Genomic DNA, 24,776 nt, shown 5'->3' with positions numbered 1-24,776 from the left:
GAAAGCTACCTCGCGGGCCTTCATCTACGCGGAGCCATCGTGTGGCTCCGAAGCCTTCAACCCATCTAAAGATCCGAAGTCCGTACAGGCCCTAGGGCCTGTACGAGGCTGGGATCAGCGGGATCCGCCCGCGCGGCGGTTCGCGGTCCCGGCTCGTGCGAGGTTGGGATCAGCGGGATCCGCCCGCGCGGCGGTTCGCCGTCCCGGCTCGTGTCAAGGTCCGGCCGTCGGCCGCCCGCGCACCCGCCCTGCCGCGGTGGCCGCCGACAAGGCTTACCCCTCCCGGTCCGGCGGGGGAGCCGGGGCAGGCGGGGAAGCCGCAGGCTCAGCGTCCGAGGAGTATCAGGCGCAGCTGCCTGCCGAACCGTCCGCGCCGGAACGTCGCGCGCTCGTTGACCCGGGGAAAGGGCTCGGCCGGGACGGGGACCGCGAGGAACTCGCACAGGGGCGCCCATCCCTCCCGGATGTCGAAGACCAGCAGCCGGTCGGGCGGGATCGCGGCCCGCACCTCGGCGACGTGCCGTTCGAAGACCTCGACGGCGTACGCGCGGTCGCCGACGCGGCCGTCGAAGACACGGTCGACGACGGTCGCCCTCGCCATGCGCGGGTAGAGGGCGAAGTCCGGGACCCGGCGGGCCACCAGCCACCTGATCACCCGGCGGTGCGGTGGCGGCGCCCCCTTCGCGAGGAAGCCCGCGAAGACGGTGGTGCTGACACTGTCGTACCACCGTTGCGGGTCGCGGACGGTGAGGATGACCTTCGCGTCGGGATGGTGCCCGGCCAGTTCCCGCCAGTAGGCGGCGGCGGGCCAGTCCAGCGTCGACCGGAAGCCGGTGAACACCTCGTCCCAGTCGGGGGCGCGGCCCTCCCCGATGTCGAGCCACTGGCGGATCCGGTGCGGCTCCTCGATGACGACGGACATGTGGTAGCAGGGGCCCTGGCCCAGCAGTTCCAGCGCCGCCTTCAGCGCCGTCGTGCCCGTCCGGCCGAAGCCCGCGCCGATCACCTTCACGTCGTGCTCCCCTCGGTGTCCCGGTGGTACGTCGATGGTCGCTCCCCGGAGCCCGGACGGCCTTCCTGCGGTCGTCCCCGTCCCGGGCGGGAGCTCTGATGATTCTCTGATCTGCGCTGTCTAGCTTCGTGGTGAGCGACATACCGGTTATACGACGGCACACCGCTTCGGGCGAGTCCGGAAACCCGCCGCAGGGGCCCGGAAACGCCTCGGAGGAGGCCGGGGAAAGACCCCGAAGAGATCCGGAACCGCGAAGACGCCGACCCGCGTGAAACCAGAGGAGCCGACCATGAGTGGTCCCGCCGAGCCGCCGTTCCCGCACCCCCTTCTCGAAGCGCTGCGGAGCTCGCCCGGGGACCCGGCCTTCGAGCATGGGGACAGGATCGTCTCGCGGGGTGAGCTGCTGGAGACGATCGGGCGGCTGGCGGAGGCGATGCGCGACGCCGGTCTGGGCCCCGGCCGGGCCGTCGCCGTCCGCACGGCCGTCTCCCCGGAGGCGTTCGCCGCCCACATGGCCGCCCACGCGCTGGGCTGCCGGGTCGTGGGCGTCCGGCCCGGCTACCCGGCCGGGCAGCTCGCCCACGTGCTCGGGGCGGGGATCGACGCCCTCCTCGTCGACCGGTCCACCGTGACGCCGGAGCTGCTCCGGGCCGCCGGGCCCGTCACGCTGCTCTCGCTCGGTCCGTGTCCTCCGGCGCCGACGCCGATGATCGACCTGCTCGCCCACACCGGCGAGGGGCGGCCCCTCGTCGTCGCGGCCCGTCCGGACGACGTGGCCGCCCTGACCTTCACCAGCGGCAGCACCGGCCGCCCCAAGGGCTGCGCGATCACCTACCGCGCGCTCGGCGAGCACTGGTCGTGGCAGCCCCGCCTGTGGTCCCCGGTCGCGGACGAGCTCGCCGCCGGCTTCGGGCGCTACATGCTGTTCGGCACCCTGGCCAGCATGGTGGTCATCGAATTCCTGGGACTGTGCCTGCTGGGCGGCGGCACCGCGGTGATCCCCGAGGACGACGGGCGGCCCCTGTTCCCGTACGCGATCGAACGTCACCGGATCACCGGCTCCATCGTGACCGTGCCGAGGCTGTGCCGGATGCTCGACCTGCTCAGGGACGAGCCGGTCGACGTCGGCTGCCTGCGCGCGCTGATGGTCTCCGGGTCGCCGATCGGCCCGGGGCGCCTGGCGGAGGCGGTGGACCGGCTCGGCCCCGTGGTCTACCAGGGGTACGGGCAGACGGAGGCGGGCCTGATCTCGGTGCTCACCCCCGGGGACATCGCCGGGGGCCCGGACCACGTCCTGTCCTCGGTGGGGCGGCCGATCCCGAACGTCGAGGTCAGCGTGCTCGACGAGGAGGGCCGCGAGGTGGCCGAGGGGGACACCGGTGAGATCCACGTGCGCAGCCCGTACCTGATGTCGGGCTACTGGGGCGATCCGGAGGAGACCCGCGAGACCCTGCGGGACGGCCTGCTGTGCACCCGCGACCTCGGCCGCCTGGACGAGAAGGGCTTCCTGCACCTCGTCGGCCGCACCCGCGACGTGATCATGGTCAACGCGATGGTGGTGTACGCGGGAGCCGTCGAGCGGGTGCTGAGCGGCCATCCCGACATCGCCGAGGCGTACGTGACCGGGGCCCCGGACGAGCTGACGGGAGAGGCCGTCCACGCGTTCGTCGTGCCGGCCGAGGGCGCGGTACCGGACCACGAGGAGCTGGCCGCGCTGGTGGGCGTCGAGCTCGGCGAGGGCAGCGTCCCCTGGACGATCACGACGCTGCCCTCCGTCCCGGTCGCCGCGAGCGGCAAGCCCGACAAGCGCGCGCTGCTGGAACTGCTCGACCCGCGGGTTCTCTGATCGTTCTCTGAGAATTCCCCGCCAACACTGGGGACGTCCGTTCGACCAGATCGCTGTGACGGAGGTGTCCGTGCCGAACAACGCCCTGGACTACGTGGTGATCGGTGCCGGCCCTGCGGGGCTGCAACTGGGGTACTTCCTCGAAAAGGCGGGGCGGGACTACCTGATCCTGGAGGCGGGCCCCGCGCCGGGCACGTTCTTCCGAACCTTCCCGCGCCACCGGCAGCTCATCTCGATCAACAAGAGGCACACCGGGTCGGAGGACCCGGAGCTCAACCTGCGGATGGACTGGAACTCGCTGCTGTCGGACGACCCCGGCCTGCTGTTCACCCGCTACAGCGACCGCTACTTCCCCGAGGCCGACGACATGGTCCGCTACCTCGCCGACTTCGCCGCGGCCTGCGGCCTGCGCGTCACCTACGACGCCCGCGTCTCCCGGGTCACCCGCGACCCCGGCACGGGCCACTTCCTGGTGACCGACGAGCGCGGGCGGACCCACGAGGCCAGGCGGCTGGTCGTCGCGACCGGGGTCAGCCGGCCCAACGTCCCGCCGATACCGGGCATCGAGACGGCCGAACCCTACGGCACCTTCACCACCGACCCGTCCGGATTCGTGAACCAGCGGGTGCTCGTCATCGGCAAGGGCAACTCGGCGTTCGAGACGGCCGACAGCCTGGTCGAGACGGCCGCGGTGATCCACGTCGCCGGGCCGAACTCCCTCCGGCTGGCCTGGCGCACCCACTTCGTCGGGCACCTGCGCGCGGTCAACAACAACTTCCTCGACACCTACCAGCTCAAGTCCCAGAACGCGGTGCTGGACGGCGACGTCAGGCGGATCGAGCGCCAGGCCGACGGCTCGTACCTGGTGACGGTGAGCTTCGTCCGCGCCGACGAGGTCACCAAGGACATCCCGTACGACAGGGTCGTCGTCTGCACCGGCTTCCGGATCGACGCCTCGATCTTCTCCGACGAGTGCCGTCCGGAGCTGACGATCCGCGACAGGTTCCCCGCGCTCACCCCCGCCTACGAGTCGGTCAACGTGCCCGATCTCTACTTCGCCGGGACCGTGACGCAGTCCCGCGACTTCAAGCGCGGCACCAGCGGGTTCATCCACGGCTTCCGGTACGGCACCCGGGCGCTGCACCGCCTCCTGGAGAGCAGGTACCACGGCGCCGGGTGGCCCGGCCGCGAGCTCCCGGCCGACCCGGAGGCGCTCGCGGCGGCGGTGCTCGAACGCGTCAACCGCAGTTCGGCGCTGTGGCAGCAGTTCGGGCTGCTGGGCGACGTCATCGTCCTCGACGGCCACGGCGGGGCGCGCTACCTGGAGGAGCTGCCGGTCGACCTGGAGGGCCCGCCGATCGGCGACGGCGGCCACTTCACGATCACGCTGGAGTACGGGCCCGAGCACGACCAGATCGACCCCTTCGACATCGGGGTGGGCCGGATCCGGCAGAACGACGCCGAGCGCGCCGCCGAGGGCCACTACCTGCACCCGGTGGTGCGGCACCACCGGCCCGGCGCGCCGCCGGCCGTCCACCACGTCACCGAGAACCTGGAGAACGAGTGGACCTCCCCGGAGACCCACGTCGAACCGCTCCGTGCCTTCTTCGCCCGCCAGGCCGCCTCGATCCCGGCGTGATGGACGCGAGGACGCCGTACGCGGAGGGCGAGCGCTCCCCGCACGTGACGGACGCGAGAACACGTGCGGCCCCGGAGGTCCCGGAGGCCCTGGCGGTTCCGAAGGCTTTGGCGCTTCCGGAGGCTCCGCTGACCCCGCGCGAGTTCGAGGCCGCGGCCCGCGCGCGCCTCGCCCCGGAGTACTACGGCTACTTCGCGGGCGGGGCCGGGGACGAGGTCACCGTACGGGCCAACGAGGCCGCGTTCGGGAGGCTCTCCCTGCTGCCGAGGGTGCTGCGCGGCGCGGGGAGACCCCGGACGGACGTCACCCTGTTCGGTGACCGGGCGGCCATGCCCGTGCTCGTGGCGCCGACCGCGTTCCACCGGCTCGCCGACCCCGAGGGGGAGCGGGCCACCGCGCGGGCGGCGGCCGCCACCGGGACGATCATGATCGTGAGCATGGCCTCCACCGTCGCCGTCGGGGACGTGGCCGCGGTGGCGCCCGGGGCCACCCTGTGGTTCCAGCTCTACGTCCAGCCGGACATGGCCTTCACCGAGACGCTCGTGCGGCGCGCCGAGGCGGCCGGGTGCCGGGCGCTGGTCGTCACGGTGGACTCACCGGCCCGCGGCCTGCGGGACCGGGAGCGCCACCACGGCTTCCACGACCTGCCCGAGGGGATGGCCTGCGAGAACCTGCGCGACGGCGGGCGGGTACGGCCGATCGTCATGTCGCCGGAGATCTCCTGGGAGCACATCGGCCTGCTCAGGGAGATGACGGCGCTCCCGATCGTCCTCAAGGGCGTCGCGCATCCCGGCGACGCGCGCCTGGCGCTCGACCACGGTGTCTCGGGGCTGCTGGTCTCCAACCACGGCGGTCGCCAGCTCGACACGGTCCCGGCCGCCGTCGACCTGCTGCCGGAGATCGTGGCCGCCGTCGGCGGGGCCGTCCCGGTGCTGATGGACGGAGGCGTCCGGTGCGGCACCGACGTCCTGAAGGCGGTGGCGCTGGGCGCCCGCGCGGTCGCGGTCGGCCGCCCGGTGATCTGGGGCCTGGCCGCGGACGGCGAGCGCGGCGTGACCCGCGTGCTCGACCTGCTCCGCTCGGAGGTCGAGCACGCGCTCACCCTGTGCGGCTGCGCGTCGGTCCACGACCTCGACCCGGGCATGGTGCGACGGTCATGCCGGTGACCGCGCCCGTCAGGGCGGTGGCGGTCGCGGTCGCCGCCGCCACCGTGCTGAGCCTGCCTCGATGGCTCCCCGCCAGGGTCGTGGCGTTGCGGTCGCGGGTCTTCGCCCGGGTCAACGGGGAGGAGGGGATCACCGTCCCCGGGGACCTGGTCGGCGTCGAGAGGTTCAGGGAGATCTACTCCCACCCGGCGGCCGGAGGGCGGAGCAGGGGGGCCGCGCTGTCGGACCTGTTCTGGTACTGGCTGTCGCCGGGTCCCGAGATGCACCAGGAACACATCGAGGCGGGGGAGCGGTACGACGCGGTCGCCCGCGCCACGCGCGGCTTCCTCTCCGTGCCGCGCGTGGAGGCCGAGGAGCTCGCCCGCCGCTGCGTCGCCCGCGCGCTGCGGGACGCGGGGGGACTGGTCCGGCTGCGCGACCTGATGATGCCGGTCTGGGCGGAGTTCTACTACGAGCTCGTCTTCGGCGAGCCGTGCCCGCCGACGGCGCGTGACCTGATCGTGGGCAACGCGGACGACGTCGTCACCGCGCTCAAGTGCTGCGGGCTGCGGCACATGGACCGGCGCGACCGGCTGACCCGGCACCTCGTCGGCCTGCTGCCCAAGGTACGGGACCGGCTCCCGGCGGGACTGTCCGACCGGGAGCAGGCCCTCTACCTGCAGGGAGCCTTCTTCAACACCGCGGTCGTCCAGATGTCGGAGGCCATGGCCCACCTGCTGATGGTCCTCGCCCAGCACCCGGACGCCCAGGCCGGGGTCCTCGCGGACGACGAACGGGGCGACGACCGCCACCTCGACCGCGTCATCTCCGAGACGTTGCGGCTCTACCCGCTCTTCGGGGTGGCCCACCGCGTCACCACCGGCGACATCCCCCTCGACGGGCGCACGACGATCCCGGCCGGCTCGGTGCTGTGCTTCGACTACCCCGCCTTCCACCGCGAGGGCTTCACCGACCCCGACCGCTTCGATCCCGGCCGTTTCGGCACGGACCGCTCGCACTCGAACTACGCGCACCTGGACCGTTCGGGCCAGGCCCGCCCGGAGCCGGACCGTTCGGGCCAGGCCTGCCCAGGGCCGGACCGTTCGCCCAAGGTCAGGGAGCTCAACCACATCCCGTTCGGCGTAGCCGCCAACCGTCCCTGCCCCGCCTGGCGGCTGGCGCCGATCACCATGCGGGTCGCGGCGCGGGAGGTCCTGCGCGCGTACACCCTCCACTCCTCCGCCTCCCACACCCGGTCGATGCCCAACCGGGGACCGTGCCTGCTCGTCCCGCGGGGCGTCCCCGAGGGGGCGGCCCATCGGGCGACGCTGCGGTTCGTGCGGTTCCGCGACCGCTGGGAGGACGTCTGGCGCAGCCTCGTACAGCTCGTCCTCGGCACCTACATGGTCTGGGACGCGCGCAGGCAGCGGCTGTGCGAGCACCACTTCGCGGAGGCCGACCGTCCGGCCGCCGCGGAGAGCAGATGATCGTCCGGACCACGAGCGGAGAAACGGTTATGCCCACCCTGGCACAGGTCACCGCCGGTGACCCGAACCTCGAACTGATCCTCAAGGTCTTTCCGGCCCTGGCCGTCATCCTGCTGGCCGCGGCGATATGCGGCCGGTTGGCGATCATGCTGATGCAACCGCGCGTCCTCGGCGAGATGGTCGCCGGCGTCCTCCTCGGCCCGACGCTGTTCGGGCAGCTGTTCCCCGAGGCCCAGGCGGCCGTGTTCCCCGCCGAGGTCAGGCCGGTCCTGTACGTGCTGAGCACCATCGGGCTGACGCTGTACATGTTCCTGGTCGGCGCCGGGCTGGACCACGGCACGTCGCCGCCCGGCGAGGGCCGCAGGGCGGCGACGCTGGCGATCTCCGGTATCGTCCCCGCCCTGGTCCTCGGCTCCTGCGCCGGCCTGCTCCTGTGGGACATGCTGTCGCGCCCCGACGTCAGCCGGTGGGAGTTCGCCCTGTTCGTCGGGGGAGCGCTGTCGCTGACCGCGTTCCCCATGCTGGCCAGGATCCTGTACGAGCGGGGCCTGGAGAACTCCCCCCTCGGGAAGCTGACCCTGGTGGCGGCCGGGGTCGACGACGCCATCGCCTGGTGCCTCCTCGCCGTGCTGTCGGCGATGCACCTCGACGCGGGCCCCGGCGACGCGGTGCGCACCATCGCCCTGACGGCGTTGTTCGCGGTGGTGATGCTGAAGGTGGGCGCGCCGCTGCTGCGGCCCCTGGGCGAGAGGGTCGCGCGGACCGGCCGGATCGGCGCCGACGCCATGTACGTCGTCGTCCTCGTCCCCCTCGTGGCGGGCTGGCTCACCGACTGGATCGGGGTCTACGCGGTCTTCGGCGGTTTCATCGCCGGACTGGCGATGCCCCGCGACCCGGTGTTCCGCAAGGCGCTGCACGGCCGCATGATGGACGTCGTCTCGACGCTCCTGCTGCCGGTCTTCTTCACCTTCTCGGGACTGAACACCCATCTCGACGGCATCGCCGGCGGTCCCATGCTCCTGGCGTTCGTCGCGATCCTGGCCGCGGGTTTCTGCGGGAAGTACTTCGGCTGCTCGCTGTCGATGAGGGCCCTGGGATTCGGCTGGCGCGAGTCCTACGCGGTGGGGGCGCTCATGAACGCGCGGGGGCTGATGATCCTCATCTTCATCAACATCGGCCTGGCGCAGGGCATGATAACGCAGGAGCTCTTCGGCATCCTCGTGCTCGTGGCCATCATCACCACCGCGGGAGCCCTGCCGCTGTACAAGCTGGCGCTGCCGGAGCGTCTCGAACGTGCCCACGAATCCGGCCCCGCCGACCCGGATCCGCGCTCCCTGGAGGAACAGGGCGAGAAGTCCCATTCCTCCTGATCGCCCGAATATGTGGAATGCTCCGAACGCAGCATGTATATCGCTTCGTGATTACCCGAATACGCTGCGAGCATTACCGTGTAATTTTCAATTATCATGAGAACTCTGGTAATTCGGCGGGAGGAATGCCACGGTTCTTTTGTGGCTGTGACATCGGGGACATCCGGCCCGTCCGCTCGACGGCTGCTCCTCGTCGAGGACGACCGCGAGCTCGGGCACATGCTGGTCGGGTTGTTCACCGAGCAGGGATACACGGTCGACCTGGCCCTGGAGGGGCAGCGCGGCCTGCACCTGGGCCTGAGCCGCCCGTACGACGCGATGATCGTCGACCGGGGCCTCCCGGCGGTCGACGGCATCGAGCTGCTGACGCGGTTGCGCCGCCGGGCCGTCACCGTGCCGGTGCTCGTGCTGACCGCGTTCGGCACGGTCGCCGACCGGGTCACCGGGCTCGACGCGGGCGCCGAGGACTACCTGGTCAAGCCGTTCGAGATCGACGAGCTGCTGGCCAGGGTACGGGCGCTGCTGCGCAGGAATCTCGACCACGCCGGCCTGCTGCCGCTCGGCGCGGGCTGGCTGGACTCCGACTCCCAGGTCGTGGGGCTGCCGACCGGGGAGCAGGTGACGCTCTCGGGCCAGGAGTGCCGGCTGCTGCGCGCGCTGGCGATCCGTCCGAGGCAGGTGCACACGCGCGCCTCGCTGCGCCAGCGCGTCTTCGACGGCGCCCGGACGGAGTCGATCGTGGACACCTACGTCTACTACCTGCGCAACAAGCTGGGGGCGGACGTCGTACGCACCGTGCGAGGCGTGGGATACCGCCTGGGCGGGCTGTGAGGAGGTCTCCTTCCCACGAGCCGGAGCGTCACCTGCTGGTCCGGGCCCGCCGCCGGATCACCGCGCAGGTGGCGGGCGCGATCTCCGTGATGCTCGCGCTCGTCGGGGTGATGGTCTACTGCGTCATCGCCGGCGACCAGGACGCCTCCGCGCGGCGCGACCTGGCCGTCGCGGCCCAGCGCGCGCTCCTGTCGCGGCCCCCGCCCTGCGTCTGGCTGTTCGAACTGCGGGGCGGCACCGTGACGGGCTCCCCCGGCGCACCGGCGGCGCTGCCGGTGCGCGCCGCGCTGCACGAGGCCGCGGCCGGACGCGAGCCCAGGGTCGGCCAGGTCGAGATCGCCGGGCAGTCCTATCTCGTACGCACCCAGTGGCGGGGCGGCGTGGTGGTCCAGGTGGCGATGGACCTGCGCCACCAGGCCGCGGAGCGGCACCGGCTGCTGCGCACGCTCGCCGCCGCGGAGATCACCGGCCTGATGGCCGCGCTGATGATCGGCCAGATCGTCGCCCGAGGGGCGATCGCGCCGCTGGGCGAGGCCCTGGTGCGTCAGCGCCGGTTCGCCGCGGACGTCAGCCACGAGCTGCGCACCCCGCTGACCCGCCTGCACGTCCGCGCCCAGATCGTCGCCCGCGGGGTGCGGCGGGGGACCGACCCGCTTCTCGTCGCCGCCGAGGTCGACCGGCTGGTGAACGGCACCCGGCAGCTGGGCGACGTGGTCGAGGATCTGCTGCTGTCGGCCCAGTTCGGCCAGCTGCGCAGGCCGTTCGGCCCGGTCGACCTCGCCGCGCTGGCCGAGGAGCTCGCCCTGGCCGAGGCGGACCGCGCCGAGGCGCACGGCGTGACGATCGAGGTACGGCGCCTGGGGCCGGGCGGCCACGTCGTGCGCGGGGCGCAGTCCGCGCTGCGCAGGGTGATCTCCGCGCTCCTCGACAACGCGCTCGCCCACACCGCCGCGGGCGGCCACATCCGGGTGGTTCTCTTCGGCGGCCCGGAGACGGTACGGCTCGACGTCCGCGACGACGGCGTGGGCTTCGACCCCCGCGACGCCGAACGTCTCTTCACCCGGTTCGTCGGCGGGTCCCACAACGGGGGTCCGGGCCTGGGCCTCGGTCTCGCCCTCGTCCGCGAGGTGGTGGACGCCCACGGCGGGACCGTCACCGCGGACGGGCGCCCGGGAGCCGGGGCGGTGTTCACCGTCCGGCTCCCCGCGGACCCCGCCGGGACGGCGCGGTCCCCCTACCACCCCCAGGAGGCCGCGGACTCCAGCGGCATGGCGCGGCCCCCGTGCCTCCCGAAGCCCGCGGGCCGCCCGGTCACGCCGCCGGGGGACCTGGACGGCGGACTCCGTCCGGAGGGGCGGGGGGTGCCCGGCCTGCCGGGGGCCCGCTCCGGTCCCGGGCCGGGGCCGTGACCCCGTAGCGGCGCGCCGACCGGCGTCCTGCAAGGTTTGCGGGCCTCGGTCGGAGGCGGGGGCCGGGGAACGTCGTCCGGGGGCGTGTGGTTGGCTATGACCCCGTGGACGTCGCTCAAGTGCTGGGACTGCTCGGGGCCGGGACGCTGGCCGGGGTGGTCGGCACGGTGGTGAGCCTGGCGTCGATCGTCTCCTACCCGGCACTGCTCGCCTTCGGCCTGCCGCCGCTGGCCGCGAACGTGACGAACACGGTGGCGCTGACCTTCCACGGCGTGGGCGCGGCGCTCGGGTCGCGGCCCGAGCTCACCGGGCAGGGCGGCAGGGTCCTGCGGCTGAGCGTGATGACCGTGATCGGCGGGGCGGTGGGGTCGGCGCTGCTGCTGATGACCCCCTCCGACACGTTCGAGGCGATAGCGCCGTGGCTGATCGTGATCGCCTCGCTGCTGCTGGTCCGCCCGCCCAGGGCCGAGGCGAGCTTCGGCGGCGAGGACGGGTGGGCGGCGCGCGCCGCGCTGTTCGGCGTCGCCGTCTACATCGGCTACTTCGGGGCCGCGGGCGGGATCCTCATGTTCGCGGTGCTCTCGGCCGTCCTCGACCAGGCGCCGGTCAGGGTCAACGCGATCAAGTCCGTCGTGTCCTCGATGGCGAACGGCGTGGCGATGATCGGCTTCGCGCTCTTCGGGCCGGTGCAGTGGTCGGCGGTGGTGCCGCTCTCGCTGGGGTTCTTCCTGGGCGGCCTGCTCGGGCCGCCGATCGCCCGCCGCCTGCCCGGCCGCGCGCTCCGGCTCGGCGCCGCCGCCTGCGGCCTGCTCGTCGCGATCAAACTCGGTTTCGACGCCTACGCGTGAGCCCCCCGCGGGAACGTCCCGTCGTGGAGACCACACCCCGCGTGACCATGGGATAGGCGCCGGTGCCGACCCTTGACATCGGGATTCCCCGGGGTCACGCTGTTGCGTATAGCGCGGCTCGTTCCGTCTTACGAAACCGGGGTTTGTTGCGATGATCCCTGTCTGTCCCCTCGTGGCCCTACCGCCGGGTGAGGCCCACCGGCTCGACGCCGACCCGCCCATCGCCGTCTTCCACACCGAGGACGGCGAGATCTACGCCGTCGACGACACCTGCACCCATCAGGACGCCTCCCTCTCCGACGGGTGGCTGGAGGGCTGCGAGATCGAGTGCCCGCTGCACTCGTCGAGTTTCGACCTGCGGACGGGACGGCCGAGCTCTCCTCCCGCCAAACTGCCGCTGCGCACCCACCGGGTGGTGGTCGAGGACGGCACCGTCTACGTCGTCCCCTCCGAGGAGCCCCCGAACCTGCCTCCCGGCGTCCGCGCGAGGACGGCCTGAGGATCACGAGCACCGCGTGAACGAGTACGGCGCGAACGAGTACGGCGCGAACAAGTACGGCGTGAACAAGTACGGCGCGAACGAGTACGGCGTGAACGAGTACGGCGCGAAGAACACGAGCACGGCACGCAAATGCGAGCACCGCGTGAAGAGGAGCGATCGTGACCGCGAGAAGCCTGCCCCCCAGCGTGATCGCCACCCTGCCCGGCGGCTACTACACCGACGAGAACGTCTTCGCCCTGGAGCAGGCCCGCGTCTTCGAGGCGATGTGGTTCTGCGTCGCCCGCGCGTCCGACCTCGGCAGACCGGGGGCCTTCAGGACCGTCCAGGTGGGCCGCGAGAGTGTCCTCGTCACCCGGGCCAGGGACGGCTCGATCCGGGCCTTCCTCAACGTGTGCCGCCACCGGGGCGCCCGGATACGCACCGAGGAGTCAGGCGAGGTCAAGCGGTCCTTCCAGTGCCCGTACCACGCGTGGACCTACGACCTTGAGGGCAGGCTGATCGCCGCCCCGAACCTCACCAGGATGCCCGACCTCGACCGGGTGGAGTACGGGCTGGTCAACGTGCACGTGCGCGAGTGGATCGGGTACGTGTGGGTGTGCCTGGCCGACGAGCCGCCGTCGTTCGAGGCGGACGTGATCGCCGAGGCGACGCACCGGCTGGGCGACGAGAGGTCCATCGAGAACTACGACATCGCCAACCTCCGGGTGGGCCGCAGGATCGTCTACGACGTGAAGGCCAACTGGAAGCTCATCGTCGAGAACTTCATGGAGTGCTACCACTGCGCCACGATCCACCCCGAGCTCACCGAGGTGCTGCCGGAGTTCGCCGACGGGTACGCCGCGCAGTCCTTCGTCGGGCACGGCGCCGAGTTCGGCGAGGAGATCCGGGGGTTCACCGTCGACGGCTCCGAGGGGGTGGACCGCATCCCGGGGGTCGGCGAGGACCAGGACCGCCGCTACTACGCGATCACCATCAAGCCGCAGGTCTTCGTCAACCTGGTGCCCGACCACGTGATCCTGCACCGGATGTTCCCGCTGGCGGCCGACCGGACGATCGTGGAGTGCGACTGGCTCTTCCTCGGCGACGTCGTCGACTCGGGCAGGGACCTCGGCCCGTCCGTCGAGCTCTTCCACCGCGTCAACGTCCAGGACTTCGAGGCCTGCGAGCGCTGCCAGCCCGCGATGAACTCGCGGGCGTACGCTCAAGGTGGGGTCCTGGTGCCCAGCGAGCACCACATCGGGGCCTTCCACGACTGGGTGCTCGGCAGGCTGGGGACCGGCCCCGGCTGAGCCGCCTGTAGTGTGCGCTCAAGGGTGATCGGCCGGAAGGAGGCGCGAGGATGGCCAGGAAGGCTCCGCGCGACGACGTCAACGAGGACGGCCTGGAGGTCGGCCCGCCCAAGGAGTGGGCCGCCGGGATCCCGGGGGTGACCCGGTCGCTGAGGGCCGCGAACGCCCAGATGGGCGTGGGCCGCACCCTGCGCACCCTGGCCGTGGTCAACCAGAAGGAGGGCTTCGACTGCCCCGGCTGCGCCTGGCCCGAGGGCGGGCACCGCAGCCCGGCCGAGTTCTGCGAGAACGGCGCCAAGGCGGTGGCCGAGGAGGCCACCGTCCGTAGGGTCACCCGCGACTTCTTCGCCGGGCACACCGTGGACGACCTGGCCCGGCACACCGACTACTGGCTCGGCCAGCAGGGACGGCTCACCGAGCCGATGCACCGGCCCGAGGGCTCCGACCACTACGTGCCGGTGACCTGGGACGACGCGTTCGCCATCATCGCCCGCGAGCTGCGCGCCCTCGACAGCCCCGACGAGGCGCTGTTCTACACCTCCGGCCGCACCTCCAACGAGGCCGCGTTCGCGTACCAGCTGCTGGTGCGCAGGTTCGGCACCAACAACCTGCCCGACTGCTCCAACATGTGCCACGAGTCCAGCGGCTCGGCGCTGAACGAGACGCTCGGCATCGGCAAGGGCACGGTCTCGCTGGAGGACCTCTACCAGGCCGACCTGGTCTTCGTGGTCGGCCAGAACCCCGGCACCAACCACCCGCGCATGCTGTCGGCGCTGGAGCGGGCCAAGCGCGGCGGTGCCCGGATCGTCGCGGTCAACCCGCTGCCCGAGGCCGGGCTGCTCCGCTTCAAGAACCCACAGAAGGCCTCCGGGCTGGTGGGGAAGGGCAGTACGCTCGCCGACCGGTTCCTGCAGATCCGTCTCAACGGCGACCTCGCGCTCTTCCAGGCCATGTCGCTGCTCCTGCTCGAGGCCGAGGACGCCGCCCCCGGCACCGTGGTCGACCGCGCCTTCGTCGAGACCCACACCCACGGCTTCGACAAGTGGGCCGAGGACCTGCGCTCCCTGGACTGGGCGGAGGTGGCGGAGGCGACCGGGCTGGACCGCCCGGCCGTCGAGGAGGCCGTACGGGAGGTGCTCGGCGCGAAGTCGGTCGTCGTCTGCTGGGCGATGGGGCTCACCCAGCACAAGAACTCCGTCGCCACCATCAGGGAGGTCGTCAACTTCCTGCTGCTGCGCGGCAACGTGGGCCGCCCGGGGGCGGGGGTGTGCCCGGTGCGCGGCCACTCCAACGTCCAGGGCGACCGCACCATGGGCATCAACGAGAGACCGCCCGCCTGGTTCCTCGACGCGCTGCGCGACGAGTTCGGCTTCGAGCCGCCCCGCGAGCACGGCTTCGACACCGTGGAGGCGATCCGCGCGCTGCGCTCGGAGCGGGCGAAGGTCTTCGTCGCGATGGGCGGCAACTTCGTGGCCGCGACCCCCGACACGGCGGTGACCGAGGAGGCGATGCGCCGGGCCCGGCTCACGGTGCAGGTGTCGACCAAGCTCAACCGCTCCCACGCCGTGTGCGGGCGGGAGGCGCTCATCCTCCCCACGCTGGGACGCACCGAACGCGACGTCGCGCCCGGCGGCCGCGCGGGCCGCTTCGTCACGGTCGAGGACTCCATGGGCATGGTCCACGCCTCGCGGGGCAACCTGCCGCCCGCCTCCGGCGACCTGCTCTCCGAGGTCGACATCGTCTGCCGCCTGGCGACGGAGCTGTTCGGCGCCGACCCGCACGTGCCCTGGGAGCAGTTCGCCGACTACGACGTGATCCGCCACCGCATCTCCAGGGTGGTCCCCGGGTTCGAGGACTTCAACCTGCGCGCCCGCCTCTCGGGCGGCTTCACGCTGCCCAACGCCCCACGCGACGAGCGCCGCTTCCCGACAGCGACGGGGAAGGCCAACTTCACCGTCAACCACCTGGAGGTGCTGCGGGTCCCGCCGGGGCGGCTGCTGCTGCAGACGGTCCGCAGCCACGACCAGTACAACACCACGATCTACGGCATGGACGACCGCTACCGGGGCATCCGCAACGGCCGCCGGGTGGTCTTCGCGCACGCCGACGACCTGGCCGAGCGGGGCCTGGCCGACGGCGACATGGTGGACCTGGTCAGCGAGTGGCCCGACGGCGAGCGCAGGGCGGAGTCCTTCCGCGCGGTCGCCTACCCGACCGCCCGGGGCTGCTGCGCCGCGTACTTCCCCGAGACCAACGTGCTGGTGCCGCTCGACTCGGTCGCGGAGACCTCCAACACGCCCACCTCCAAGAGCGTCGTGGTCAGGCTCGTTCGCCGTTCTTCGTCCCCCGGCGGTTCCTAGGGCCTGCACGGACTGCGGATCCTCAGGTGGGCTGAAGGCTTCGGATCCACAGGATGGCTCCGCGTAGATGAAGGCCGGCGAGGCAGCTTTCGGGGGCCTTGTCAAAGCTCGATCCTTCCAGCTCGAAGGCATTTTTCCGGGTGAGGGGCCGGGTCGGCTCACATTGCCTGGAAGCCCGGGGCCAGGGCTCCCGGTTCGGCCTCGCCCGCGTCCAGCCAGGTCCTGATCCCGGCCAGTGCGCCGGGGCCGAGGTCCGAGCCGACGTCGTGGGCCAGGTCGGTCACGGAGACGGAGCGAAGGGCCTCTCGCCAGGCCGTCTCGGCACCGGCCATGGCGCGGGAGATGGGACAGGGTGTGGTGCAGGCCTGTGGCGCGGCTGCCAGCGGGCCGCGCCGGCGGATCTCGGTGCAGACGAAGGGCGAGCCCGGCCCGTCGACGGCCTCGACGATGTCGAGCATCGTGATCAGCTCGGGCGAGCGGGTGAGGACGTAGCCGCCCGCCCTGCCCTGGACCGAGTGGACGAGTCCGGCGCGCGAGAGGGCTTGAAGGTGCTTGGCGAGGTAACTGGGCGAGACGTCGTGCAACCGCGCCAGCCGCGCGGCCGGCACCGGTTCTCGCACCGTGGTCAGGACGACACAGCAGTGCAGTGCCCACTCGACCCCGCTGGACATCTTCACGCGTTCACCGCGTTCACCGTGTTCCGGTGATACGGCGGAACACCTGGCCGGGGCAGGCCGAGGATCTCCCGTTCCCGGCCCGCGTCAGGAGACCCCGGTTCGGCGCGCAGCCCCCGATGACCTCGGCGCCCCGCGCGCCCGACGCCGGGGCCGTGGGCGGGCCGGTCAGGGTGTCGCACGGGCGGGTGGGCGAAGGGCCGGCTGTTCCCGGCCGCCGGTACGGACGCGAAAGCCGGCTCGACAGTGCCCGCCGCGATCGCCGAAAGCATCACATCGGCCGCGGCGACGCTCGGGTCGACCCTCTTCGTATTCTGCGGGGACATCGAACCGCTCCTCCCGTTGCCGTTCCCGTTGACGTGACGAGGCGGATCGATGCCCGGTGGTGGACGATTCTCCCCACGCTCCTACCCGACACGACGAGACAGGACGTCTTTGTGTGATGGTGCCGGCTGGACACCCGTGATCCGGTGCCGAGGCGCTCGCCATGGGGCGGCGATCCTGACGGGATCATCACGAATCCCTGCCCTGTGTCGTCGTACCGGGTGAAGAGCGCGGAAGAGGGAGATGGAGCGCGGAGCCGAGCTCTCCGGCGGGGTGGAGGTCAGAGGCCGCCCACTCACCTCGATCGGCCGTGAGGCCGTACGCGATCCGCGACGATCCAGGGCCGCTGCTCAACCCTCGTGCGCGACGAACAACATTTATCGAGAACGGTGCACTTTGTCGGGATTATTTATTGTCATTGATGGTCAATCGCCTCGCCGATTACCGGCGATCGAGGGGGAGCGTCTTTCGCCCCGCACAACCTGAAACGACATCCGATCAAACAATCTGTTGAGGTTTCAATGCTTCCCATCGCCGACGGGCCCATGGCCGATGTTCGCGACATGTACATGGCACACACCGCGATGCGTCGCGAGTTCACGCTGCTCCCGGGGCTCGTCTCCGACGTCACGCCGGGCGACGTCCGGCGTGCCGAGGTCGTCGGAGCCCACGCCGAGCTGATGTGCCGCGTCCTGCACCTGCACCACGAGGGCGAGGACCACGTGTTGTGGCCGAAGCTCCTCGATCGCGGCGGTGAGGAGACCGCGGCCATCGTGCCCGCGATGGAGGAGCAGCACCACGCCATCGAGAAGGCCCACGCGCGGGTGACGGCGCTGCTTCCCGGCTGGCGCGCCACCGGGCGGGGCGGCGCCGAACTCGCGGAGGTTCTCGACCGGCTGCTGGCCGTGCTCCTGGAGCACATGAGGATGGAGGAGAAGGAGATCCTGCCGCTGGCCGAGAAGTACGTCACCGCCGCGGAGTGGGGACAGCTCGGCGAGCACGGCCTGGCCAAGACCCCGAAGAAGGAACTGCCGCTCGTCTTCGGCGTGATGATGTACGAGGGCGATCCCGAGGTGATCGAAACGGTGCTCGCGGAGGCCCCGGGGCCGGTCCGCCTGCTCGTACCGGTCCTCGGACGCCGCCTCTACGCCCGCCATGCCAGGCGCGTCCACGGAACCGCCACCCCACCCCGCGTCGGCACCTGACGCGGTCCGCCGGGGCGCCGCCCGCGATCACCGTTCCACGGCGTTCGCGTCCCACCGGCAGGAGGCCGGCGGCAGCCCGGCGGGATCGCGAACGCGGCCGAAGCGGTCTTCTCGTTCCGCGGGCCGCCTGGGCCGGCCGTTCGCGCACCGGAGGCGTTCCGTGGGTCAGCGCACGCCGCCGCCGGACCGCTCAAGCTTGTCCGGGTCGGCCATCCACTGCACGCCCGTGATGACACCGCCGGCGACCTCGAACGAGCAGACCTGCCAGTGCGAACCCAGACGAATCAGCAGTCCGGCCTGGCCGTTGAACTCCGCGATCCGGAAGTCGACAGAGGAACGGTGCTTGGCGATCGTCCCGATCAACAACCGGGCGACTCGCTCGGCACCGGACACCGGCCGCAGCGCGGTGCTCACCTTGCCGCCACCGTCGCTCCACAACGTCACGTCTCGGGCCAGAAGCCCTTCCAAAACGCTCCTCTCGCCGGTACGGGCCGCGACCAGGAACCGTTCCACCAGGTCACGGTGCATACCTGGGTCAACGGTGAAACGCTCGCGGCCGTCGGCCAGGCGATGGGAACCACGCCGGTACAGTTGCCGGGCATGGGCGTCGCTCAGCCCGAGGGTCTCGCCGATCTCCTCGTAGGGCAGATCGAAGGCCTCGCGCAGGACGAACACCGCGCGTTCGGGCACGGAAAGACGCTCCAGAAGCCGCAGCATGGCCAACGACAGCGTTTCGCGTTGCGCGGCGGTCTCGGCGGGACCCAGCGGCTGTCCCTCCTGGGTGAGCACCGGTTCGGGCAGCCATGGACCGACGTGAGCCTCCCGATGGCGGTAGGCCATGCGCATCCGGTCGAGCGACAGCCGGGAGACCACCGTGCGCAGAAACCGGTCGGGAGCCTCGATCGCCGACCGGTCCACACCCGACCACCGCAACCACGCTTCCTGAACCACGTCCTCGGCGTCAGCGAAGCCGCCGAGCAACCGATAGGCGACGCCCACGAGCATGCCGCGGTGTTGCTCGAACACCGTGGCGCCGTCGTCGCCGGGCCGATCTGGGTCCTCTGGCACCGCAGAAGTATAGACAGGCACCGCGGAGCAGCCGAAACGCGCTTCGCGACCACCGCGCCTCAAGCCGGTCGCCGGGCCGGTCATCTTCAGCCGGCCCCCTCGACGGACTTGAGCACGGCGTCGGCGATCGAACGCGGGTTGACGCCGAAGTGCTCGCGCACGGACTCCCGGGTGCCGGAGAGGCCGAACCCGTCGGTGCCGATGGAGGTCCACGGCCGGTCGATCCACGGGCTGATCTGATCCGGCACGGCGCGCATCCAGTCGCTGACCGCGATCACCGGGCCCTCGGTCCCGGCCAGGGCCCGCTGGAGGTAGGGAACCGCGGTGGAGGTCATCGCGTCGCGGCGCAGCTCGCTCCATGAGGTGACCGACCAGACGTCGACGCCCACGCCGTACTCCTCCTGGAGCAGCCGTTGCGCGGCCAGCGCCCAGTGGATCGCGGTGCCGCTGGCGAGCAGATGGGCCTGGCCGCCGCCGCGGGAGTACCGGTAGATGCCCTTGAGGATGCCCTCGCGCACGCCCTCGGGCATCGCGGGCTGGGGAAGCGGCTCGTTGTAGAGGGTGAGGTAGTAGAAGACGTCCTCGCCGTCGGGCCCGTACATGCGCCGGAGCCCTTCGCGCACGATCTCCGCGACCTCGTAGCCGAAGGCGGGGTCGTAGGCGAGACACGCGGGGTTGGTGGAGGCGATCAGCTGGGAGTGCCCGTCGCCGTGCTGCAGTCCCTCGCCGGTCATCGTGGTCCGCCCCGCGGTGGCGCCGATCAGGAATCCGCGGCCGAGCTGGTCGGCCAGCGCCCACATCTGGTCGCCGGTCCGCTGCCAGCCGAACATCGAGTAGAAGATGTAGAACGGGATCATGGCCTCGCCGTGGGTGGCGTAACTGGAGGCGGCGGCCGTGAACGACGCCATCGATCCCGCCTCGGTGATGCCCTCGATCAGGAGCTGGCCGTCGACCGCCTCCTGATAGGACAGCAGCAGGTCCCGGTCGACCGATTCGTAACGCTGACCCAGCGGCGAGTAGATCCTGGCGGTGGGGAACAGCGACTCCATGCCGAAGGTCCTGGCCTCGTCGGGCACGATGGGCACCCAGCGGCGCCCGGTCTCCGGCTCCTTCATGAGGTTCTTGACCAGGCGGACGAAGGCCATCGTGGTGGCCATCGGCTGCTTGGACCCCTTGTGCAGGGACTGGAACGGTCCCTCGGCAGGCGCCGGCAGCGGCCGGTGGGAGACGGTCCGGCTGGGGGTGGGCCCGCCCAGCGCGCGGCGGCGCTCGGCCACGTAGCGGACCTCGGGCGAGTCGGCCCCGGGATGCAGGTACGGCGGCAGGTCCGCGTCGAGCGCCTCGTCCGGCACCGGCAGCCCGAGCCGGTCGCGCAGCGTCCGGAACTCGTCCTGGGTGAGTTTCTTCATCTGGTGGTTGGCGTTGCGCGCTTCCACGCCTGCCCCGAGCGTCCACCCCTTGACGGTCTGCACGAGGATCACCGTGGGCGCGCCCTGGTGGTCGAGGGCGCGGCGGTAGGCGGCGTGCACCTTGCGCGGCTCGTGGCCGGCCCGGGAGCCGCCGACGATGCGCCGCAGGTCCTCGTCGGAGTACGGCACGTCCAGCCCGTGGAACAGATGCTGCCTGATGTAGGCCCCGGTCGAGGCGGCGAAGGTCTGGAACTGCCCGTCCGGTATCTCGCCCAGCCGGGACACCAGCTCGTCCGAACCGAGCAGCCCGTCCCATTCGGCGCCCCACAATGCCTTGACGACGTGCCAGCCCGCGCCCCTGAAGACACCTTCGAGCTCCTGCACGACGCTGGTGTTGCCGCGTACCGGCCCGTCGAGCCGCTGCAGGTTGCAGTTGATCACGAAGGTCAGGTTGTCCAGTCCTTCGCGGGCGGCCAGGGTGAGGGCCGCCGTGGACTCCGGCTCGTCCATCTCGCCGTCGCCGAGGAAGGCCCATACGCGGCTGAGCGAGGTGTCCTTGATACCGCGGTTGTGAAGGTAGCGGTTGAACCTTGCCTGGTAGATCGCGTTGAGCGGTCCGAGGCCCATGGACACCGTGGGGAACTGCCAGAACCCGCGCATGCTTCGCGGATGCGGATAGGACGGCAGCCCGCCCTCGGGCTCGCGCCGGAACAGGTCGAGCTGCCCCTCGGTCAGCCGCCCCTCCAGGAACGCGCGGGCGTAGACGCCCGGGGACGCGTGACCTTGGAAGTACACCTGGTCATGACCGCCGTGAAAGAAGTGGTTGAATCCGACCTCGTACAGCCAGGCGGCCGAGGCGTAGGTGGCCAGATGGCCGCCGAGCCCGAACCGGCTGCCCCTGGTGATCATCGCCGCCGCGTTCCACCGGTCGTAGGCCGCGATCCGCTCCTCCAGTTCGAGGTCACCGGGGTAGCCGGGCTCCTGCGACGTCGGCACGGTGTTGATGTACCGGCTGCTCGTGGCCAGCCGCTTCAGCAGGTACTCGGCCCGTTCCGGACCTGCCGCCCGGCGGACCGCCTCCAGCGATTCCAGCCATTCCGCGGTCTCCTGCGGGTCGTTGTCCTTCTCCATGCTTCCAGTAAACACCCGATGATCGATCATCGGGTGTTTATGTCTGCCATTATTGACCTGTGAAAACTGTCACACGAATTCCGCTTCGTGATCAGATCCGGAAGGCTGTGCTCGACGGCCTCATCAGCGGCCGGTTGGGGCCCGGTGACCGCGTGGTGGAACGGCGCATGGCGGCGGAGCTCGGCGTCAGCCAGGCTCCGGTACGCGAGGCGCTGCGCGAGCTGGAGGCGCTCCGGCTCGTCGAGTCCTCGCCGCACAAGGGCGCGCGGATCCGCCGGCTCACCGTGACCGACCTGCGCGAGATCTACGAAGTGCGGGCGGGCCTGGAGGAGACAGCCGTGCGGCTGCGTCCCCCGCCCGTCGAGGCGCTGCGGGCCCACCTCGCCGGCCTGCACCACGCCGCGGCCGCCTCCTCCCTGGTCGACCAGGTACGCCACGGCGTCGCGTTTCACCGCGAGATCGTCGCGGCCTCGGGCAACGACGTGCTCCTGGAGGTGTGGGAGTCGCTCGGCATCGAGGTGTGGACACATCTGTCGGTACGGCTGTTCCGGATGCGGCCTTGCGAGAACGCCGCCGACCACGAACCGCTCGTGGCGGCTTTCGAACGCGGGGACCCCGGGGTGGGGGTCCTGCTTCGCGACCACATCCTCGGCTACGCCGCGCCTGGCTGATCGCGACCGCCCGTTTCCGGACGAGGCCGCCTGCCCGCCGTGGTGGCGTCGTCCACCTGCCTGGCGCGCGCTGGAGTGCCGGGCTCGACCGGCTTCACCGGCGCCAAGCGGTGTGGCGGTACGGCTTGAGCCGCCTGCCCCGCACGTGCGCGACCAGGTTGCGCCCCAGCAGCCGAGCCTGCCGTACCGCGTACCGGGCGCTGGGCTCGATGAACTCACCCGGCCGGTCCGGGTCCGGCACGGCGGCGCCCTCACCGGCCGCGAACGCGTCGGCGACGCCCGCCACCGTCAGGTACTCGGTGGTGATGATCCGGCCGCCGCGGTCCACCGGCAGCACGCTCTCGGCCACGTACGAGCTCGGCGGCTCACCCGCGGCCCACACCAGGGTGCCCGCGTCGAGCTTCGTCCCGTCCGAGAGCACCGCCACCCCGCCGGCCGCCGATGTCAGCCGGGTGCCGAGCCGCACGTCCGCGGTGCGGTGGGCGAGAATCTTCCGCGGTTCGGGCGGGATGTCGTCACCGGCCTCGACCAGGATCCAGCTCAGGTCGGTGAGATTGATCGATCTGTGGCAGGTCAGGGCCTCCTCGGCCAGTACCTGCATCTCGGCCAGCGCCTTGACGCCGGAGAATCCGCCTCCGACCACCACGAACGTCAGCGCCCTGCGCCTTGCCCGCTCATCGTCGGTGCAGGCGGCCGAGAGCTGGGCCAGCACGTGGTTGCGCAGGTGTACGGTCTCGAAGCCGTCCTTGCAGCCGATCGTGTGTTCCGCCAAGCCCAGGATGGGCGGCTCTCCAGTGATCAGGTCGGCCGTCATGACAAGGGTGTCGTACAAGATCACACCGGGTGGGCCCTGGGCCGGCTGGAACTCGGCGGTGCGGGCCTCGTGGGCCGTCGGCGTGACATGCCCGTTCAGCACCCGCACCTCCTCGGGCACCTCTGCGGGCACCTTTGCGGGCAGGGCGGTCGCGAAGCACGGCTCGACCGTGCCGCCGGCCACGTCGGCGAGGACCGGCCGGTCGTTCATGGAGCTGTGCGGATCCACCAGCGTGACGCTCACTTCGCCGGAACGGACGAGCTTACGCAGCCTCATGGCACTGTGCATGCCGACATATCCGCCCCCTACGATCAAAATGTGCTTTGACATTGCCTGTCTCCTTTCAGGCTCTGCATCTACGACGGAATGGCATGGCCATACATAAGGACAGATGTGGCCGGCGCGAACGTGAGCCCTGGACGCCGTCGTCCAGGGCTCACGTCATCATGTCCGCGTTGTGTCCGTCGGAGGGTCGTCATGCCCTCGAAACGCGCCGAGTTTGTCGGGGTTCATCACGATCCACACGTCCGTGATGAGGTCGTCGCAGAGGTGCAGGACGACGACCGCGGCCGTGGTGCCGGCCACGCGGACGACGAGCCCCGGCCCGCCGTTGATCGACGCTTCCGCGAAGGTCACCTCGGCCTGCCCGCCGAACAGGCCGAGGAGGTAGCGCGCGGCCTGCTCGGTGCCGCTGACCGGCTGCAGCGGGACACGTACCCGGCCGCCGCCGTCGGTGATCACGACGACGCCGGGAGCGAGCAGGGCGGCCAGACCGGCGACCTCGCCCGTCCCCTCGCACGCATCTTTGAACACCTGGACGACGCGGTCACGCCGGCGCCCGGGCGTCCGGGCGCCCGCCGGTCGGCCACCGGTCGCGCCTTCCCCGGGACGCGGGCGCCCGGCCGCACGCGGCGGAATCGGACGTGCCCTGTTCAGCCGGTCACAGCACAGGCGGCTGGCGACGCTGACGAGCCAGGCGGTCGGCCAGCCGACCTCTTCCTGCACGTCCTGCGGCATCGCGTACCAGCGGGCGTAGGTCTCGCGCACCACGTCCTCGGCGTCGCGTGCCGAACCGAGCAGGCGCTCGGCGACCTCACCCAGCAGCCGCCGCTCACCCACGATCGTGCTGATCCCCGCGCCGGCGCAGCGCACAGGCCGGTGCGGCTCAGACATGACGCACACGACGACGGCGAACGGGCCCGGCCCAGGCGCCGGCGCGGCGGCGCTCCCGGACCGGCGTCCGGCGAACGTGCCGGTCGCCGATCTCGTTGCGCCGGTCACCGAGTCGGTCACCGAGTCGGTCACCGAGTCGGTCACCGAGCCGGTCACCGAGCCGGTCACCGAGTACGGTGCCGCAGGGCACGCCGCCGGCCGCCCGGATCGTTTTGGAGAGGCGGTCTGACACTACGGCCGCGTAGCCGCCGCACAGGAGGCGGACTTTCCACAGTTGCGTGAGGCTCATGTCCTAACGACGACGCAGGGGTCCTCCGAGTGAGGTGAACACGCGGGAATCGGCCGGCGATGTCGCGTGTGGCGTGGATGAGGGCCCTTGGTTCGGTGCCGGACCACCACGCTGAGACGCCACCACCCCGATCGGGACCGGGCACACACTCGCGGAACGCTCCATGAGGTGCGGGCCGTGGCGCGGCTCACCAGCGATCGGCTCGATCACCGTTTCAAGCACACCGTGCGGGACGGACGCCAACGGCTCAAGCGGAGGAGCCGGCGAGATCTTCCGGCAG

20 protein-coding genes are annotated in these 24,776 nt (G+C 71.5%); 14 read left to right on the top strand and 6 right to left on the bottom strand.

The window, feature by feature from the left end; translation table 11 throughout:
• Positions 1 to 325: 325 nt before the first annotated feature.
• On the bottom strand, positions 326 to 1,012 hold the full coding sequence (locus ACFYWM_RS36110; RefSeq protein ID WP_389923473.1) for a sulfotransferase family protein: 687 nt from the start codon (positions 1,010 to 1,012) through the stop codon (positions 326 to 328).
• A gap of 289 nt (positions 1,013 to 1,301) precedes the next feature.
• On the opposite strand from ACFYWM_RS36110, the gene ACFYWM_RS36105 reads away from it, so the two are divergent.
• From ACFYWM_RS36105 to ACFYWM_RS36055, 11 genes are all read left to right on the top strand, one after another.
• Complete coding sequence (locus tag ACFYWM_RS36105) at positions 1,302 to 2,858, top strand: AMP-binding protein (protein WP_389923470.1); 1,557 nt, start codon at positions 1,302 to 1,304, stop codon at positions 2,856 to 2,858.
• A gap of 70 nt (positions 2,859 to 2,928) precedes the next feature.
• Entirely contained in the window at positions 2,929 to 4,497 is a 1,569-nt protein-coding gene (locus tag ACFYWM_RS36100) for an NAD(P)-binding domain-containing protein (RefSeq protein WP_389923467.1), read from the top strand.
• A complete protein-coding gene (locus ACFYWM_RS36095; protein WP_389923465.1) occupies positions 4,497 to 5,663 on the top strand; it encodes an alpha-hydroxy acid oxidase in 1,167 nt (388 codons plus the stop codon). Before ACFYWM_RS36100 ends, ACFYWM_RS36095 begins: the two co-directional genes overlap by 1 nt.
• Entirely contained in the window at positions 5,654 to 7,129 is a 1,476-nt protein-coding gene (locus ACFYWM_RS36090; protein WP_389923462.1) for a cytochrome P450, read from the top strand. The genes ACFYWM_RS36095 and ACFYWM_RS36090 overlap by 10 nt, the downstream gene beginning before the upstream one ends.
• A gap of 29 nt (positions 7,130 to 7,158) precedes the next feature.
• On the top strand, positions 7,159 to 8,499 hold the full coding sequence (locus ACFYWM_RS36085; protein WP_389923459.1) for a cation:proton antiporter: 1,341 nt from the start codon (positions 7,159 to 7,161) through the stop codon (positions 8,497 to 8,499).
• Between the two features lie 141 nt (positions 8,500 to 8,640).
• A complete protein-coding gene (locus tag ACFYWM_RS36080; protein WP_389923456.1) occupies positions 8,641 to 9,330 on the top strand; it encodes a response regulator transcription factor in 690 nt (229 codons plus the stop codon).
• Entirely contained in the window at positions 9,327 to 10,739 is a 1,413-nt protein-coding gene (locus tag ACFYWM_RS36075; protein ID WP_389923455.1) for a sensor histidine kinase, read from the top strand. The genes ACFYWM_RS36080 and ACFYWM_RS36075 overlap by 4 nt, the downstream gene beginning before the upstream one ends.
• Positions 10,740 to 10,843: 104 nt before the next feature.
• Positions 10,844 to 11,587, top strand: coding sequence for a sulfite exporter TauE/SafE family protein (locus tag ACFYWM_RS36070; RefSeq protein WP_389923452.1), 744 nt, complete (start codon positions 10,844 to 10,846; stop codon positions 11,585 to 11,587).
• A gap of 151 nt (positions 11,588 to 11,738) precedes the next feature.
• The gene (locus ACFYWM_RS36065) at positions 11,739 to 12,086 is read left to right on the top strand and encodes a bifunctional 3-phenylpropionate/cinnamic acid dioxygenase ferredoxin subunit (RefSeq protein WP_389923449.1); all 348 of its coding nucleotides are present in this window, start codon (positions 11,739 to 11,741) and stop codon (positions 12,084 to 12,086) included.
• Positions 12,087 to 12,247: 161 nt separating this feature from the next.
• On the top strand, positions 12,248 to 13,378 hold the full coding sequence (locus tag ACFYWM_RS36060) for an aromatic ring-hydroxylating dioxygenase subunit alpha (RefSeq protein ID WP_389923447.1): 1,131 nt from the start codon (positions 12,248 to 12,250) through the stop codon (positions 13,376 to 13,378).
• A 50-nt stretch (positions 13,379 to 13,428) separates the two neighbouring features.
• On the top strand, positions 13,429 to 15,738 hold the full coding sequence (locus ACFYWM_RS36055) for an FdhF/YdeP family oxidoreductase (protein ID WP_389923445.1): 2,310 nt from the start codon (positions 13,429 to 13,431) through the stop codon (positions 15,736 to 15,738).
• Between the two features lie 158 nt (positions 15,739 to 15,896).
• Here the strand turns inward: ACFYWM_RS36055 and ACFYWM_RS36050 are convergent, their stop codons facing one another.
• A complete protein-coding gene (locus ACFYWM_RS36050) occupies positions 15,897 to 16,409 on the bottom strand; it encodes an RrF2 family transcriptional regulator (protein WP_389923479.1) in 513 nt (170 codons plus the stop codon).
• Positions 16,410 to 17,257: 848 nt separating this feature from the next.
• On the opposite strand from ACFYWM_RS36050, the gene ACFYWM_RS36045 reads away from it, so the two are divergent.
• Positions 17,258 to 17,941, top strand: a complete 684-nt coding sequence (locus ACFYWM_RS36045; protein ID WP_389923442.1) for a hemerythrin domain-containing protein — start codon at positions 17,258 to 17,260, stop codon at positions 17,939 to 17,941.
• Between the two features lie 165 nt (positions 17,942 to 18,106).
• On the opposite strand, the gene sigJ is transcribed toward ACFYWM_RS36045, so the two are convergent.
• Complete coding sequence (gene sigJ / locus ACFYWM_RS36040) at positions 18,107 to 19,009, bottom strand: RNA polymerase sigma factor SigJ (protein ID WP_389923439.1); 903 nt, start codon at positions 19,007 to 19,009, stop codon at positions 18,107 to 18,109.
• 86 nt (positions 19,010 to 19,095) lie between these two features.
• A complete protein-coding gene (aceE, locus tag ACFYWM_RS36035; RefSeq protein WP_389923436.1) occupies positions 19,096 to 21,549 on the bottom strand; it encodes a pyruvate dehydrogenase (acetyl-transferring), homodimeric type in 2,454 nt (817 codons plus the stop codon).
• Positions 21,550 to 21,608: 59 nt separating this feature from the next.
• Here aceE and ACFYWM_RS36030 point away from each other — a divergent pair, with 59 nt between their 5' ends.
• Positions 21,609 to 22,220, top strand: coding sequence for a GntR family transcriptional regulator (locus ACFYWM_RS36030; protein ID WP_389923433.1), 612 nt, complete (start codon positions 21,609 to 21,611; stop codon positions 22,218 to 22,220).
• 94 nt (positions 22,221 to 22,314) lie between these two features.
• On the opposite strand, the gene ACFYWM_RS36025 is transcribed toward ACFYWM_RS36030, so the two are convergent.
• Together ACFYWM_RS36025 and ACFYWM_RS36020 are read right to left on the bottom strand one after the other, a co-directional pair.
• The gene (locus ACFYWM_RS36025) at positions 22,315 to 23,364 is read right to left on the bottom strand and encodes an NAD(P)/FAD-dependent oxidoreductase (protein WP_389923430.1); all 1,050 of its coding nucleotides are present in this window, start codon (positions 23,362 to 23,364) and stop codon (positions 22,315 to 22,317) included.
• A 114-nt stretch (positions 23,365 to 23,478) separates the two neighbouring features.
• On the bottom strand, positions 23,479 to 24,207 hold the full coding sequence (locus ACFYWM_RS36020; RefSeq protein WP_389923427.1) for a sigma factor: 729 nt from the start codon (positions 24,205 to 24,207) through the stop codon (positions 23,479 to 23,481).
• On the opposite strand from ACFYWM_RS36020, the gene ACFYWM_RS36015 reads away from it, so the two are divergent.
• Positions 24,206 to 24,436 (top strand): hypothetical protein, encoded by a 231-nt coding sequence (locus ACFYWM_RS36015; RefSeq protein WP_389923425.1) that lies wholly within the window; start codon positions 24,206 to 24,208, stop codon positions 24,434 to 24,436. The genes ACFYWM_RS36020 and ACFYWM_RS36015 overlap by 2 nt on opposite strands.
• Positions 24,437 to 24,776 lie beyond the last annotated feature (340 nt).

Source organism: Streptosporangium sp. NPDC002721 (genome assembly GCF_042888905.1).
GTDB lineage: Bacteria > Actinomycetota > Actinomycetes > Streptosporangiales > Streptosporangiaceae > Streptosporangium.
The sequence above is the reverse complement of the archived record's forward strand: the minus strand, read 5'-3'. Positions and strand labels throughout refer to the sequence as shown.

Bases quoted from the DNA above. Each gene is read 5' to 3' on its own strand.
- ACFYWM_RS36025 (WP_389923430.1), bottom strand. From the start codon at position 23,364: ATGTCAAAGCACATTTTGATCGTAGGGGGCGGATATGTCGGCATGCAC.
- ACFYWM_RS36055 (WP_389923445.1), top strand. From the start codon at position 13,429: ATGGCCAGGAAGGCTCCGCGCGACGACGTCAACGAGGACGGCCTGGAG.
- aceE (WP_389923436.1), bottom strand. From the start codon at position 21,549: ATGGAGAAGGACAACGACCCGCAGGAGACCGCGGAATGGCTGGAATCG.
- ACFYWM_RS36050 (WP_389923479.1), bottom strand. From the start codon at position 16,409: ATGTCCAGCGGGGTCGAGTGGGCACTGCACTGCTGTGTCGTCCTGACC.
- ACFYWM_RS36065 (WP_389923449.1), top strand. From the start codon at position 11,739: ATGATCCCTGTCTGTCCCCTCGTGGCCCTACCGCCGGGTGAGGCCCAC.
- ACFYWM_RS36090 (WP_389923462.1), top strand. From the start codon at position 5,654: ATGCCGGTGACCGCGCCCGTCAGGGCGGTGGCGGTCGCGGTCGCCGCC.
- ACFYWM_RS36020 (WP_389923427.1), bottom strand. From the start codon at position 24,207: ATGTCTGAGCCGCACCGGCCTGTGCGCTGCGCCGGCGCGGGGATCAGC.
- ACFYWM_RS36095 (WP_389923465.1), top strand. From the start codon at position 4,497: ATGGACGCGAGGACGCCGTACGCGGAGGGCGAGCGCTCCCCGCACGTG.
- ACFYWM_RS36085 (WP_389923459.1), top strand. From the start codon at position 7,159: ATGCCCACCCTGGCACAGGTCACCGCCGGTGACCCGAACCTCGAACTG.
- ACFYWM_RS36045 (WP_389923442.1), top strand. From the start codon at position 17,258: ATGCTTCCCATCGCCGACGGGCCCATGGCCGATGTTCGCGACATGTAC.
- ACFYWM_RS36015 (WP_389923425.1), top strand. From the start codon at position 24,206: ATGACGCACACGACGACGGCGAACGGGCCCGGCCCAGGCGCCGGCGCG.
- ACFYWM_RS36105 (WP_389923470.1), top strand. From the start codon at position 1,302: ATGAGTGGTCCCGCCGAGCCGCCGTTCCCGCACCCCCTTCTCGAAGCG.